This window comes from Brevibacterium iodinum ATCC 49514, assembly GCF_900169265.1.
In the GTDB taxonomy this organism is placed as follows: domain Bacteria; phylum Actinomycetota; class Actinomycetes; order Actinomycetales; family Brevibacteriaceae; genus Brevibacterium; species Brevibacterium iodinum.
In genome coordinates this window covers 304,629-317,777 of the sequence record NZ_FXYX01000001.1, presented here as the reverse complement: position 1 = coordinate 317,777, position 13,149 = coordinate 304,629, and the positions used below count along the sequence as shown (strand labels likewise).

The window sequence follows — 13,149 nt, the reverse complement described above, 5'->3', positions numbered from 1 at the left end:
ATCCGGGCTCAGGCCTGATCCGGCAGGGCCCAATCGATCGGATCGATGCCCTTCTGGGCGAGCAATTCATTCGTGCGCGAGAACGGTCGGGAGCCGAAGAATCCCCGCCGGGCCGACAGAGGTGAGGGATGCGCGGATTCGATGATGGCCACCTCGGCGGTTCCTGATGTCAGCAGGGGAGCGAGGTTCCGGGCGTCGCGGCCCCAGAGGATCGCGACAAGCGGCTGATCTCGTTCGATCAGCGCGGTGATCGCCCGTTCCGTGATCTCCTCCCAGCCTTTGCCGCGGTGGGAAGCGGGTTCGCCGGGGGAGACGGTGAGGGCCCGGTTGAGCAGCATGACTCCCTGGCGTGACCAGGCGCGCAGGTCCCCGTGCGGGGCCGGCGGGATGCCGAGGTCGGACTCGAGCTCCTTATAGATGTTGCCCAGCGACCGCGGCAGGGGGCGGACATCGGGGTCGACTGCGAATGACAGGCCGATGGCGTGGCCAGGCGTCGGGTAGGGGTCCTGGCCGACGATGAGGACCTTGACCTCGGACAGCGGTTCGGCGAAGGCGCGGAAGACGAAGTCCCCGGAGGGCAGGTAGGCGCGACCGGCGGCGATCTCATCGCGGAGGAAGTCGCCCATCGAATGGATGCGCTCCTCCACTCCGACCAGGGCGTTCGCCCAATCGGGGGACATGATCTCGGTCAGCGGAGGCGTCGACGTCATGGGCACGAGTTTAGCGATGCTCGGCGGACGAGGTCGCGCTGGGACAGTGGTGTCAGCTTCCAAGGAATGGGCGGCGCAGGAACGGCGGTGCTGGCGCCAGCGGAGGGGAAGCGGGGGCGGGAAGCCACCACGGACATGATTGTTGGGTCGATCCACGGTGGTTTCCTCACTGAAATCACCGTGGATCGACCCAACAATCCGGCATCCACCGCGCAGAAGAGGGAAGGGCGAGCGTTGCGAACCTCGGCACCGCCTCGGCGGGGGTGGGAATCGACCTGCGCGCATGTGCACCACGCGCAGATCGGGTGTGCGCGATCGCCTAGCGAACCGATGTATTGCCGTTCAGCGCCACGCGTTATGCTCGGCTTAAGGAGTTCATCGTTGAACGAAAGGACCGAAATGTCGGAATTCCCAGAGGCCAAGAACTGGAAGATGCTCATCGGCGGAGAATGGGTCGACGCCGCTGACGGCGACACCACCGATGTCATCACCCCGATCGACCGCAACGTCGTCATCGCCAAGGTGCCCAACGGCAAAGAGGCCGACGCCGACCGCGCCGTCAAAGCCGCACGGAAGGCCTTCCCCGAGTGGGCGGCCCTTCCGTTCAAGGAACGCCAGAAGAAGCTTCTGGCCTGTGCCGATGCGCTCGAAGCCGCTTCGGAGGAGCTCGCCCAGCTGACCGCTCTCGACACCGGCAACGCGATCCGCACCCAGGCTCGCCCGGAGACGATCATCCTGGCCGACCTGTTCCGCTACATGGGCGGCGTCGCCGGTGAGGTCAAGGGCAACACCCTGCCCGCCGGAGACAAGCAGCTCCAGTACACCAAGCGCGTGCCCCTGGGTGTCGTCGCCGGCATCCTGCCGTGGAACTCGCCGCTGATGATCGCCGCCTTCAAGACCCCTGCCGCGATCGCCGCCGGCAACACGATCGTCCTCAAATGCGCCGAGGATGCACCGCTGACCATCCTCAAGATGGCCGAGATCATCGCCGACATCCTCCCTGCCGGTGTGCTCAACGTCGTCACCGGCAAGGGCTCGGTCATCGGTGAGGCCCTCAACGTCCACCCCGACGTCGACAAGGTCTCATTCACCGGATCGACGAGCGTCGGCCGTCACGTCGCCGAGCTGGCCGGTGGTCGACTCGCGCATTCGTCGATGGAGCTCGGCGGCAAGTCCCCGAACATCATCTTCCCGGACTCGAACGACGACGACACCCTCGAGCAGGTGCTGCTGTCGACCCGCTTCGCCCGCCAGGGCCAGTCGTGCACCATGGGCTCGCGTCTGTTCCTCCACGAAGACATCTACGACGACTTTCTGTCCAAGCTCGTCGACGCGGTGTCGAAGATGACGGTCGGCGACCCCCGCGATGAGTCCACCGACATCGGCTGCATCATCAACCAGAAGCAGTACGACCAGGTCGCCAGCTACATCGAGATGGGCAAGGCGATGGACGGCGTCGAGATCGCCTATGACGGCTCCGATTCGCTGGAAGTCGGCGAACCCGGCTTCTACCACGCGCCCGTGATCTTCTCGAAGGCGAAGAACGACTGGCAGACCAGCCGTGAAGAGATCTTCGGCCCCGTCCTCTCGGTCATCCCGTGGAAGGACATCGACGAGGTGATCGACATGGCCAACGACTCCGACTTCGGACTCGCGGCCTTCGTCTTCACCAAGGACGTCGACGCGGCCCTGACCATGGCCAACCGGATCGAATCCGGCTGGGTCCAGGTCAACCAGGGCGGCGGCCAGCTGCCCGGCCAGTCCTACGGCGGCATGAAGACCTCCGGATTCGGACGAGAGGCATCGCTGGAAGGCATGCTCGAAGGATTCACCCAGATCAAGCAGGTCAACATCCGCATCCGCTGATCCGATCTCGCCGAGGCGGGTCTGCCCGCGCGGTCGAATGTGGGGTCGATCCGATCCTCGTGATCGGGTCACCCGGTTCGCCGAGGCGGCCCCGCCTCGGCGAAGGTCGTTCCCTTCACCCCGTCGACACGGTCACCGATCCGGTGCCGTGCGGCGGGGTGCTGCGGTTGCGGGCGCAGCAGCCGCCGGGCATGTGCGAGTTGCCGTCCCACGAGCCGTGCCCCGGTCGGGATCGACCTCACAGCCTCGGCGGCGCGCCGGAAATTTCGGTACCGCCGATCCGGCGATAGAATAGAAGCACAGACACCTCTCGAAGGAGCACAACCTCTATGCCGCCGAACGACGACACCTCAGAACTGAGCGAGCTCGAGGTGGCCGTTTTGGAGTTCGAGCGGCGGTGGTGGAGATACGGAGGCGCCAAGGACCACGCGATCCGTGAGCGCTTCGACATGTCAGCCACCAGCTACTTCCAGATCCTCAACTCGCTTCTCGACAACCCTGCAGCTCTGGCCAGCGACCCCATGCTGGTCAAGCGCCTTCGCCGAATCCGCAGCACGCGGCAGAGCGAACGCGCCCAAGCCCGCGTCTCGAGGTAGACATGACCGACGAATTCGACGAGATCGAGCCCGGCCGGCGCAGCGGTGCCCATCGACAGGAGTCCGCGGCGTCGTCGAACATCGGTGCCATCTCGCTGGTCATCATCCTCGCCCTGGTCGCCGTCCTGCTGGTCGTGGCCGCCATCAACATCATCTTCTCCTCGATGGGCAACCCCGAGTCGAAGATCGCCGACCCTCCGGCCTCCGAATCGTCGTCGGCCGAACCCTCACCGAGTGAGAGCGAAGTCAGCGTCGCAGACGACTCGGTCACCGTCGACGTGCTCAACGGCTCCGGCGTCTCCGGTGTTGCGAAGAAGTTCTCCGAGGCTGTCGAAGAGAAGGGCTGGAATCTCGGCCAGGTCGGCAACTATTCGACGAACCTCTCTGATTCGACCGTGTACTACAACGGCGAGGAGAACGCGTCCCAGGCCAAGCTCGTCGCCAAGTCGCTGGGAGTCTCCGCCACCGAGGCCTCGTCCGACTTCGAAGCCGACATCACCGTCGTCATCTGTTCGGACATCGCCGATCGCGGACCCGAGCCCAGCGAAGGCGGGGACTCGGAGTGATCCGAAGCGATTCGGCGGCGTGGCAGCGCGACTGAGTCGGCGGGACCGGTTCGGCCTCGGCCGCCTCGGCGATGAGGGCATGACGGCTGGTCTCCTCGGTTGCGGTCGGGTCATGTGACGGTGGGCCGCCTCGGCGAATTCCTGACCGAACGGTCAGATTCCACCCGCCGCGATCCCCGTTGTGAACAGGACAGAAATCTTTAGGTAACGAATCTATAACAGTGTTGAACCGCTCTAGGTGGTATGCGCGCCTGCGGTAGAGTTGCAACAGCTAGGCAAGCACAGCACCTTGTGTTCTATTCGTGCTTCACCGAGATTATTCTCTAGAGGTCAATGAGAGACGTCGCGGGGTCAGTTGAGTTTTACTAGCTTCCGTATCTCGGGTGGGGTCATCTGATCGCGGCTGCGATGCGGGATTTCAATGGCACTGCACTGTATGGAGAAGTAATGGCACAAGGTACCGTCAAGTGGTTCAACGCTGAAAAGGGCTATGGATTCATCACCCTTGAAGGCGACAACCAGGACGTGTTCGTTCACTGGAGCGCAATCCAGATGGACGGCTACCGCTCTCTCGAAGAGGGCCAGCAGGTTCAGTTCGAAGTTGGAGAAGGACAAAAGGGTCCTCAGGCGGAGTCCGTCACCCTCCTCTGAGACTGGCTGCTGTCAGCACAGTTTTCTGATCCGCTGCGGCGGGGAGTCGGAACGGCTTTCGGGCCGACCGGCACCAATCGCACGGGGGAAGCGCCGAGCAGGCAACTGCTCGGCGCTTTTCAGTGCCCGCAGGCGGTGGGCTTCCCGCGGGCGGATTGCCTGAAGGGGGGCCCTCGGGGGAGTGCCCGCGCGGGAGTGCCCTCCGGATCGTGGCCGTTTGATGCCTGCGACTTGCTGGTCGTGGATCAATCGGCGTAATTGACCACCTTCGGCGCACTTGACCACCTTGTTTCGTAGTACTCACTTTCCTCGGTGTGTTCTTCAGAGAAGACAGTACCGAATGCCGAAAGTGCGGACACGGAGGACTCTGGAGTCGACCTGCTGTTCGCGGGCGGAGTCTGTTCGCAGGATCGGGGCGCGCACCGAGGGCGGGCTCTGAAGCCCGCACCACCCCGGGTTCGCCACCCGCGCCAAATGTTTCGCGCTGGGCCGAACTGCCCGCTGTGCCTCCATCGCGCGCCGACAATTCGCGGATCTGCACTGCCCTCGCCCATCTTGGCGGGCGACAAACATTTGCACTCGCATGGGGAGAGTGCTAAATCTAGTACTGGTGAAAACCGATGGGTTCCCACCAGTCGTCTCGAGGGCGTGGTCCATATGTGGAATGGAACATGCGGACACACTCTCTGCCGTCGCGGGCGTTGACGACTGCTCTGGATTCCCACTCCACTCCATCAGGGAGGATCTAAGCCACTATGGCAAAGATGATTGCATTCGACGAAGAAGCTCGTCGAGGACTCGAAGCTGGCCTCAACCAGCTTGCGGACGCGGTCAAGGTGACCCTTGGACCCCGCGGTCGCAATGTCGTGCTCGAAAAGCAGTGGGGCGCACCGACCATCACCAACGATGGCGTCTCCATTGCCAAGGAGATCGAACTCGAGGACCCCTACGAGAAGATCGGCGCCGAGCTCGTCAAGGAAGTCGCCAAGAAGACTGACGACGTCGCAGGCGACGGAACCACCACCGCTACCGTGCTCGCACAGGCTCTCGTCCGCGAAGGCCTGCGCAACGTGGCAGCCGGTGCTGATCCGCTCAGCCTCAAGCGCGGCATCGAGAAGGCCGTTGAGGCCGTCACGAACGTGCTGCTGAACAACGCCATCGACATCGAGACCAAGGAACAGATCGCCGCCACCGCCGGCATCTCCGCCGGAGATCCTGCAATCGGTGAACTGATCGCCGAGGCCATCGACAAGGTCGGCAAGGAAGGCGTCGTCACCGTCGAGGAGTCCAACACCTTCGGACTCGAGCTCGAACTGACCGAGGGTATGCGCTTCGACAAGGGCTACATCTCCGGTTACTTCGTCACCGACACCGATCGCCAGGAAGCTGTCCTTGAGGATCCTTACATCCTCATCGTCAACTCCAAGATCTCGAACGTGAAGGACCTGCTGCCCGTCCTCGAGAAGGTTCAGCAGTCCAACAAGCCGCTGTTCATCATCGCCGAAGACGTCGAGGGCGAAGCCCTGGCCGTCCTGGTGTTGAACAAGCTCAAGGGCACCTTCAAGTCCGTGGCCGTCAAGGCTCCGGGCTTCGGTGACCGTCGCAAGGCTCAGCTCGCCGACATCGCCATCCTCACCGGTGGCCAGGTCGTGTCCGAGGAAGTCGGGCTCAAGCTCGACAGCGTGACCACCGATCTGCTGGGCACCGCCCGCAAGGTCGTCATCACCAAGGACGAGACCACCATCGTCGAGGGCGCCGGAGACGCCGAGGAGATCGCCGGACGGGTCGCTCAGATCCGCGCCGAGATCGAGAACTCGGACTCCGACTACGACCGTGAGAAGCTGCAGGAACGTCTGGCCAAGCTGGCCGGCGGTGTTGCAGTCATCAAGGCCGGAGCCGCCACCGAGGTTGAGCTCAAGGAAACCAAGCACCGCATCGAAGATGCCGTGCGCAACGCCAAGGCTGCTGTGGAAGAGGGAATCGTCGCCGGTGGCGGCGTCTCGCTCATCCAGGCTGGCAAGGCCGCATTCGCCGACCTCGCACTCGAGGGAGACGAGGCCACCGGTGCCAACATCGTCAAGGTTGCCATCGAAGCCCCGCTGAAGCAGATCGCCACGAACGCCGGCCTCGAAGCCGGTGTGGTTGCCGACAAGGTCGCCAACCTCGAAGCCGGATTCGGTCTCAACGCCGCAACCGGTGAGTACGAGGACCTGCTGGCCGCCGGCATCAACGACCCGGTCAAGGTGACCCGCTCTGCCCTGCAGAACGCCGCCTCGATCGCCGGTCTGTTCCTCACCACCGAGTCGGTCGTCGCCGACAAGCCCGAGAAGCCCGCCGCAGGTGCAGATGCAGCTGCCGGCATGGACGGAATGGGTGGAATGGGCGGCATGGGCTTCTGATAGCCACCGCTTGTTCGATCGGCCGTGCCGGTGCCCGCAAGGGTGCCGGCACGGCCGTTTTCGTGCCCGGACTCTCGGGTCCCGGCCCGACGGTCAGATCGTCCGCGCGGAAGTGTCCGCTCGTTGTGCGTCGGCGACCATCATCGCCGAGGCGGCCCGCCGACCCGTTGTTCCGCAGCCTCGCCCCGCATAGGCTGGGTCCATGACTTTCACCGGAACCGATTCCTGCGGAAACAGTCCGAAGAACGTCTTCGTGGCGACGTTCGAGGAAAATCTCTTCAACGGCGACAGAGAAGCACTGAACGAAGCGGTTGCCGACGATTGCGTGCTGCAGATCGTCCACTCCTCCGACGTCGAAACCCACACTGGCGGGGTAGACGTTGTCGAAGCGCTGGTGAAGTTGTCCGGCCAGTCTCACGAGGTCGGCCACCTCGAAGCGGCGATCACCCACGGCAAGGCCGCGGCCGCATGGGGATACTGGCAGGCGGAGGCCGACGGCGACGACCTGAGGCACTTCTCGCACACGATGTGGTTCACCACGCACAAGGCTCAGGAGTTCGGACAGATCCGGATCTTCCAAGTCTGAGACAGTTCCGGACGTTCCCTGCCTGAGACGGTTCCGGACCTGCCCGGTCTGAGTAGGAAACGGAGTTTCCGGGCCTGAAGAGGCCGACACCATGCCGGATTGCGAATGTAATCTCAGTCCCAGGGATTGTCGCGGTTATGGCGGCGATGCGACCGGCGCCGGTCTCGCTCTTCCCGCTGTGAGATCTGTCCAGGAGAGTACGGCGGATGCGGCGGCTGCAGGCCCGTGCCGAAGTCCGCTTCATAATCCCGCTCGGGAGGCTCACCCTCTTCGAGCTGTCGTTTTTGGCCTCAGCATCACCGAGCTGGGCCCGGGCTCTGCGGGTGAGCTCCTTCTTCCGGTTGCGGATGATCTCGCCCTTACGCGCGATGTGTCCCAGTCCGCCGAGCAGCGTGGGAATGATGACGAAGATCGGCCAGAAGAAGATGAACCCTCCAGAGGCGATCGACGAGATCGCCCAGATCGCCAGTACGATCCCGACCGGCCCCGCAACAGCACCGAGCAGCGCACGACGCACCCGCTCTCGGTAGTACTTCTGCGCCGCGGCATCGATCTTCTCCGGTGTGATCGGCACCCGGTCCGCCTCGAGGCGAGCCAGTGCCTGCGCGCGGCCCGCATCATCGAGCGTGCCAGGTTCGACCTCCACAGGATCGGCGAGGACGAGATCCTCGAACAGAGCTGGGACTTCACCGAGCGTCTTGATCTTCGCAGCCGCCTCGGTGCGTTCATCGAACTCCTCCACGTCGAGCTGACCGAGATTATAACCCTCCGAGAGGACATCACTGACGACCGCGCGATCGGCATCAGAGGCCCGGACCTGCCCATACGATCGGGGATCTGCGCTGAACCGCGATCAGAGGGGACTGGCGTTCATGGTGAATGCTCTAATCCCGCGGTCAGCGGTGAGACTGAGGATCAGCCGGGAATCGGGCTGGACTAAACTCGACCGAGTGGAACCCGTCGTTGTGCTCATCCTCTTCGCAGTGTTCCTCGGCGCATTGTCCCAACGCGTCACCGGGATGGGATTCGGCCTGGTCAGCGGTCCCTTCCTCGTCCTCCTCCTCGATCCGTTCAGCGGCGTCATCCTCGTCAACATCTGCGGAATCGTCGCCTCATTCTCCGTCTTCGTCCGCACCTACGCCGAGGTGGAATGGCCGCCTTTCCGACACCTCGCCTTGGGCGCGGTGATCGGCACCATTCCCGGCGCACTCCTGTCGTCATCGATGCCCACCCCACCGCTGCAGATCCTCATCGGCGCGCTGATCATCGTCTCCCTCATCAGCTCGCTGACCTTGGGGAAGCTGGGGCGGACGATCCCCGCGAACATCGGCACACGCCTGACGGCCGGATTCTTCTCCGGGGCGATGTCTGCTGCGGCAGGAGCCGGGGGACCGGCGGTGAGCGCCTACGCTGTGCTGACGAACTGGGAACAACGGTCGTTCGCGGCCACCCTGCAGCCCTTCCTCGTCGTCGGGACCGCCTCGGCGGTGGTGATGAAGGTGATCATCGACGGAGGGACCTGGCCGCATCTGGAGATCGGACTCTGGATCGGGCTCGGGCTCGTCCTTGTGGCGGGCCTCGCCGGCGGCGATTGGCTCTCCCGGCATATCGACGGGGGCGCAGCCCGGATCGGGATGCTCGTCCTCGCTTTCGGAGGCGGGATTGCGGCCTTGGTCAAAGGTCTCCTCGCCCTCGTCTGAGGCGGTGGCGCACGGGGCGCTGCGCTGTTCGATGAACTGCGCAATGGTGTCGCAAGACCCGCGCGCAACGGCGTCGCGTGATCTGCGTGCAGCGGTCTTCCACCGCCGGGTCTGAGCCGTCCTCGACAGCCGCGGACTGAGCGGATGTGGGGCACAGGCTCAGACGTCTTCCAGTTTCATCGGGCATACTGTTCGAGGACAAAGCTAGCCTGGGAGGCATGGATCGTGACTGAAGTATTTCTGTTGCTGCTCGTAGTTCTCGGGGCCGTTTTCTTCATCGGTCACCGCAAGGAGAAGAAGCGGCAGCGGGAATTGCACGCCGCTGAGCTTCAGCAGGTGAAGAAGACCGCTGAAGAGGACGTCACCGCATTCGGTGAGGAAGTCGCCGAACTCGACGTCATCACCGCTGGCGTCGACCTCGACACGGGCGGAGCGCAGGACTACAAGCAGGCGCTCGACTCGTACGACGTCGCCAAGGAGACACTCGAGAAGGTCTCCGAACCCACTGATATCCGCCACGTCACCGAGGCGCTCGAAGACGGCCGCTATGCCGCCAAATGCGTTCGCGCCCGGGTCGAAGGCAAACCCCTGCCGGTGCGTCGTCCGCCCTGCTTCTTCAACCCGCAGCACGGTCCCTCGGTCGAAGACATCGATTGGGCACCGGCCGGCGGGCAGCTGCGCCCCGTGCCCGTGTGCGCCGCCGACGCCGAACGCGTCGCCGTCGGCGCCGACCCGCTGGTGCGCAAGGTCGTCACCGGTGACGGACACACCCGTCGCGCTTACTGGGAGGCCGGACCGGCCTACGCCGAATACAACCGCGGATACTTCAACTCCTACGCCGGCTCCGGCCTGCTGCCCGGCGTCCTCATGGGTGCCATGATGTTCGGCGGAATGGGCGGCGGCTGGGACGGCGCATACGGCGGCGACATGGGCGACGCCGGTGGCGATATGGGCGGAGACATGGGCGGCGGTGACGGCGGCGGCTTCTTCGGAGGCGACGGCGGTGACGGCGGCGGACTGTTCGACGGATTCGGGGACATATTCTGATGGACACGATCGAGATCCGCGGCGAGTCGATCAGACTCGGTCAGCTGCTCAAACTCCACGGAATCGCCGAACACGGTGCCATGGCCAAGGACATGATCGCCGACGGTGAGGTCAGCGTCAACGGCGAGGTCGAGACCCGCCGCGGTGCCACGATCCGTCCCGGCGACCGCATCGAAGCTCTCGGCGAAGTCATCGAGGTGGCTGCCGAGGAAGGCTGACAGCTTCAGATATGAGTGGAGGGCGTCCCCGCGGGGACGCCCTCCACTTGTCTGTCCAGACTGAATTGCTCTCTGTTCCGACTGAACTGCTGTCTGTCCGGTCTGAACTGCCTACGGCAGTTCAGGAGCTCCCGGGGTGTCGTTCATGCCCGGGGCGTCCCACAGAGCCGACCAGTTCGACGTGTCCTCTTCGAACGGCAGCTCGTTGGAGAGGACGCCCTTGACCTGGATCTCCAGGGGGTTGTCCCGCTGTTTCGGGCCCAGCTGCACGAACGGATAGAAGGTTCCGCGCTTGTACTGGTAGACCAACGCCATCCGGCGTCCATCGGGATGGACGAAGTACACGGTTGTGCACAGCAGCATCGTGTCGAAGCCCTGATTGACCAGCGCCGAGTTCACAGCGTGGATGTTCGTGACGAGGTTGACCACCTCGGCGTTCTCATCAGCCACGACCTGCCACGTGAACCCGAAGCCGTCGTTCTCCTGCCTCACCGAGGCGGCCGGGTCGGAGCCGATGAGGGCGACGCTTTCGGACTCGGCGGATTGGAACGCGGCTCCCTCGACCTGACGGAAGGCGACGGCCCCGACACCGGTGGGGGTGAAGCCGGTCGCGGCCTGCAGAGTCAGTGCCGCCGGCGGCAGCGCGAAGAGGTCGTCGAGGTTGGCCCGCTTCGGTTTGGACCGGCCGAGCAGTGCGTCGAAGAATCCCATGGAGCTCCTATTTCGGTGGTGCGCAGTCAAGAGGTGCAGTTGGTGCTCACTCAGGGCGGGAGAGCTGGGCGGAGATCTGGGCCAGCTGCTCCAGTCGCTTCTCGAGTGAGGGGTGAGTGGAGAAGAGCTGGCCGAAGGCGGCCTTTCCGCTGATGGCGGGGATGAGAGCGAGGTGGTTCGCCGAGGCGGACGACCGCAGATCCTTCTCCGGGATCTTGGCCATGTCTCCGCTGAGCTTCGTCAGTGCCGACGCCAGTGTGGACGGTGCACCGGTGAGGATGGCTGCTGCGCGGTCGGCGGCCAACTCGCGATACCGGGAGAGGGCGCGGATGAGGACGAACGAGAGCCCGTAGACGACGGCTCCGACGAGGATGAAGAGCAGCTGGATCGGGATGCCGTTGTTATTGTTGTTCGACCGTCCGAAGCTCATGTAGTAACCGGCGCGCATCATCAGCGCGGCGACGACACCAGTGACGCCGGCAACTGTCATCACCGTGACATCGCGGTGGGCGACGTGGGAGAGCTCATGGGCGAGCACGACCTCGACCTCATCACGGTCGAGCTTCTCGAGCAGGCCACGGGTCACGCACACCACCGAGCGCTCAGGGGAGCGGCCGGTGGCGAAGGCATTGGGGATCGGGGAGTTCGAGACGGCCACGCGGGGTTTCGTCGAATCGGCCAGCTGGCAGAGCCGGTCGACGATCGTATGCAGCTCCGGAGCCTCCTCGGGGGAGACCTCTCGTCCGCCCATGGCACGCATGGCGATCTTGTCAGAGAAGTACCACTGGAAGAAGAACGCCCCGGCGCTGATGAGGACGGCGATGATGACTCCGGGAATGTTCTGTCCGAAGATCCACCAGATCGCGAGGATGAGGACGACATAGATGAGGCCGTTGAGGAAGATCGTCCATCCCATCCGCATGGTCAGTCCGTTGTCTTTGACGAAGCGATTCTTCATCGGGGTTCCTCTCTGGCAGTGGCAGAACCGGCCCACTGTCGAAGACAATGGGCCGGAGGCATTTCGGTGCTCTGTGGTTTCAGGCCGGGTCCGGGATGAAACCCTCGCCGGTGAGCAGTTCGGCGATCTCGGCCAAGGTGGCGTCGACGAAGGGGACGACGACATCGGAGGATCCGAGATAGTCATCGGCGACGGGCTGCCCGTTGGCCGTGACGTAGTCGTGGAGGGCGCTCAGCGCGGTGCGGGCGGCTTCCTCGTTGCCGGCGTTGACAGCATCTTCGACCTGGTTGTCGTACTTCTGGAGCAGGTCCTGGTCGACATTCTTGACGTCGAACTGTCCTTCGCCCATGATGCGGATGATCATTGCTGATCCTCACCTTCGAGCGACTTCTGGTCCTGCTTCTCGGACCCGGCAGGCAGGGAGTCACGCATCCGCTGGAGTTCCATCTCGACGTCGTTCTCGCTGGAGAGGGAGTCGAGCTGGGCGGTGATGTCGTCCTTCTGGGTTCCCGTGACGTCGTCGAGGGCACCCGAAGCGAGGAGCTCATCGACGGCACCGGCCCGCGCCTGCAGCGACGCGGTCTTGTCTTCGGCGCGCTGGACGGCGAGTCCGACGTCACCGAGCTCTTCCGAGATGCCTGAGAACGCCTCGCCGATCTTGGTCTGTGCGTCGGCAGCGTTGTAGGTGGCCTTCAGCGTCTCCTTCTTCGTGCGGAAGGCGTCGACCTTGGCCTGGAGACGCTGCGAGGCGAGAGTGAGCTTCTGTTCCTCGCCCTGCAGTCCTTCATGCTGGGTCTGCAGGTCGGTGATCTGCTGGGTCAGCCCGGACTTGCGGGTCAGTGCCTCGCGAGCGAGGTCTTCGCGACCGATCTGCATGGCTTTCTCGGCCTGACCGGAGAGCTTGTTCTGCTGCTGTTCGAGCTGGTTGATCTGCAGCTCGAGGCGCTTGCGGCTGGTGGCGACATCGGCAACACCACGACGAACCTTCTGCAGCAGCTCCAACTGCTTCTGGTACGAATAGTCAAGGGTTTCGTTGGGGTTTTCGGCCTTGTCCAGAGCTTTGTTGGCCTTGGCACCGAAGATCGTCGCGATCCGTTGGAAGATACTCATCCGTAGTCGACTCCTGCATTGGTTTGACCCG

At 64.0% G+C, this 13,149-nt stretch carries 14 protein-coding genes and 1 pseudogene; 9 read left to right on the top strand and 6 right to left on the bottom strand.

What is annotated here, in order from left to right; all coding sequences use genetic code 11:
• Window positions 1-8 precede the first annotated feature (8 nt).
• Entirely contained in the window at window positions 9-710 is a 702-nt protein-coding gene (locus tag BI49514_RS01435) for a uracil-DNA glycosylase (RefSeq protein WP_101543659.1), read from the bottom strand.
• 399 nt (window positions 711-1,109) lie between these two features.
• Between BI49514_RS01435 and BI49514_RS01430 the strand changes: the two genes are divergently transcribed.
• From BI49514_RS01430 to BI49514_RS01405, 6 genes are all read left to right on the top strand, one after another.
• Window positions 1,110-2,576, top strand: coding sequence for an aldehyde dehydrogenase family protein (locus BI49514_RS01430; protein WP_101543657.1), 1,467 nt, complete (start codon window positions 1,110-1,112; stop codon window positions 2,574-2,576).
• A 329-nt stretch (window positions 2,577-2,905) separates the two neighbouring features.
• A complete protein-coding gene (locus BI49514_RS01425) occupies window positions 2,906-3,172 on the top strand; it encodes a DUF3263 domain-containing protein (protein ID WP_101543656.1) in 267 nt (88 codons plus the stop codon).
• 2 nt (window positions 3,173-3,174) lie between these two features.
• Entirely contained in the window at window positions 3,175-3,738 is a 564-nt protein-coding gene (locus BI49514_RS01420; RefSeq protein WP_101543654.1) for a LytR C-terminal domain-containing protein, read from the top strand.
• 447 nt (window positions 3,739-4,185) lie between these two features.
• Window positions 4,186-4,389, top strand: coding sequence for a cold-shock protein (locus BI49514_RS01415; protein ID WP_025780447.1), 204 nt, complete (start codon window positions 4,186-4,188; stop codon window positions 4,387-4,389).
• 755 nt (window positions 4,390-5,144) lie between these two features.
• Window positions 5,145-6,788 (top strand): chaperonin GroEL, encoded by a 1,644-nt coding sequence (gene groL / locus BI49514_RS01410; RefSeq protein ID WP_101543652.1) that lies wholly within the window; start codon window positions 5,145-5,147, stop codon window positions 6,786-6,788.
• Window positions 6,789-6,990: 202 nt separating this feature from the next.
• Entirely contained in the window at window positions 6,991-7,374 is a 384-nt protein-coding gene (locus tag BI49514_RS01405) for a hypothetical protein (protein ID WP_101543651.1), read from the top strand.
• Here the strand turns inward: BI49514_RS01405 and BI49514_RS01400 are convergent.
• A pseudogene (locus BI49514_RS01400) lies at window positions 7,322-8,131 on the bottom strand (DUF1707 SHOCT-like domain-containing protein); the annotation flags it as partial. The gene BI49514_RS01405 and the pseudogene BI49514_RS01400 overlap by 53 nt on opposite strands.
• Window positions 8,132-8,324: 193 nt before the next feature.
• Here BI49514_RS01400 and BI49514_RS01395 point away from each other — a divergent pair.
• The 3 genes from BI49514_RS01395 (at window position 8,325) to BI49514_RS01385 (ending at window position 10,339) form a co-directional block, all read left to right on the top strand.
• Window positions 8,325-9,074, top strand: coding sequence for a sulfite exporter TauE/SafE family protein (locus BI49514_RS01395; protein WP_101543649.1), 750 nt, complete (start codon window positions 8,325-8,327; stop codon window positions 9,072-9,074).
• 225 nt (window positions 9,075-9,299) lie between these two features.
• Window positions 9,300-10,121 (top strand): hypothetical protein, encoded by an 822-nt coding sequence (locus tag BI49514_RS01390; protein WP_101543648.1) that lies wholly within the window; start codon window positions 9,300-9,302, stop codon window positions 10,119-10,121.
• A complete protein-coding gene (locus BI49514_RS01385) occupies window positions 10,121-10,339 on the top strand; it encodes an RNA-binding S4 domain-containing protein (RefSeq protein WP_025780455.1) in 219 nt (72 codons plus the stop codon). Before BI49514_RS01390 ends, BI49514_RS01385 begins: the two co-directional genes overlap by 1 nt.
• Before the next feature lie 111 nt (window positions 10,340-10,450).
• Here the strand turns inward: BI49514_RS01385 and pspAB are convergent, their stop codons facing one another.
• The 4 genes from pspAB to BI49514_RS01365 form a co-directional block, all read right to left on the bottom strand.
• Window positions 10,451-11,050 carry a PspA-associated protein PspAB gene (gene pspAB / locus BI49514_RS01380; RefSeq protein ID WP_101543646.1) on the bottom strand — a complete coding sequence of 200 codons (600 nt, stop codon included), beginning with the start codon at window positions 11,048-11,050 and terminating at the stop codon, window positions 10,451-10,453.
• 46 nt (window positions 11,051-11,096) lie between these two features.
• Window positions 11,097-12,008 carry a zinc metalloprotease HtpX gene (htpX, locus tag BI49514_RS01375; protein WP_101543644.1) on the bottom strand — a complete coding sequence of 304 codons (912 nt, stop codon included), beginning with the start codon at window positions 12,006-12,008 and terminating at the stop codon, window positions 11,097-11,099.
• Window positions 12,009-12,087: 79 nt separating this feature from the next.
• The gene (pspAA, locus tag BI49514_RS01370) at window positions 12,088-12,372 is read right to left on the bottom strand and encodes a PspA-associated protein PspAA (protein ID WP_101543643.1); all 285 of its coding nucleotides are present in this window, start codon (window positions 12,370-12,372) and stop codon (window positions 12,088-12,090) included.
• Window positions 12,369-13,118 (bottom strand): PspA/IM30 family protein, encoded by a 750-nt coding sequence (locus tag BI49514_RS01365; protein WP_101543641.1) that lies wholly within the window; start codon window positions 13,116-13,118, stop codon window positions 12,369-12,371. Before BI49514_RS01365 ends, pspAA begins: the two co-directional genes overlap by 4 nt.
• Between the last annotated feature and the right edge of the window lie 31 nt (window positions 13,119-13,149).

Bases quoted from the DNA above. Each gene is read 5' to 3' on its own strand.
- BI49514_RS01435 (WP_101543659.1), bottom strand. From the start codon at position 710: ATGACGTCGACGCCTCCGCTGACCGAGATCATGTCCCCCGATTGGGCG.
- BI49514_RS01430 (WP_101543657.1), top strand. From the start codon at position 1,110: ATGTCGGAATTCCCAGAGGCCAAGAACTGGAAGATGCTCATCGGCGGA.
- BI49514_RS01425 (WP_101543656.1), top strand. From the start codon at position 2,906: ATGCCGCCGAACGACGACACCTCAGAACTGAGCGAGCTCGAGGTGGCC.
- BI49514_RS01420 (WP_101543654.1), top strand. From the start codon at position 3,175: ATGACCGACGAATTCGACGAGATCGAGCCCGGCCGGCGCAGCGGTGCC.
- BI49514_RS01415 (WP_025780447.1), top strand. From the start codon at position 4,186: ATGGCACAAGGTACCGTCAAGTGGTTCAACGCTGAAAAGGGCTATGGA.
- groL (WP_101543652.1), top strand. From the start codon at position 5,145: ATGGCAAAGATGATTGCATTCGACGAAGAAGCTCGTCGAGGACTCGAA.
- BI49514_RS01405 (WP_101543651.1), top strand. From the start codon at position 6,991: ATGACTTTCACCGGAACCGATTCCTGCGGAAACAGTCCGAAGAACGTC.
- BI49514_RS01385 (WP_025780455.1), top strand. From the start codon at position 10,121: ATGGACACGATCGAGATCCGCGGCGAGTCGATCAGACTCGGTCAGCTG.
- pspAB (WP_101543646.1), bottom strand. From the start codon at position 11,050: ATGGGATTCTTCGACGCACTGCTCGGCCGGTCCAAACCGAAGCGGGCC.
- htpX (WP_101543644.1), bottom strand. From the start codon at position 12,008: ATGAAGAATCGCTTCGTCAAAGACAACGGACTGACCATGCGGATGGGA.
- pspAA (WP_101543643.1), bottom strand. From the start codon at position 12,372: ATGATCATCCGCATCATGGGCGAAGGACAGTTCGACGTCAAGAATGTC.
- BI49514_RS01365 (WP_101543641.1), bottom strand. From the start codon at position 13,118: ATGAGTATCTTCCAACGGATCGCGACGATCTTCGGTGCCAAGGCCAAC.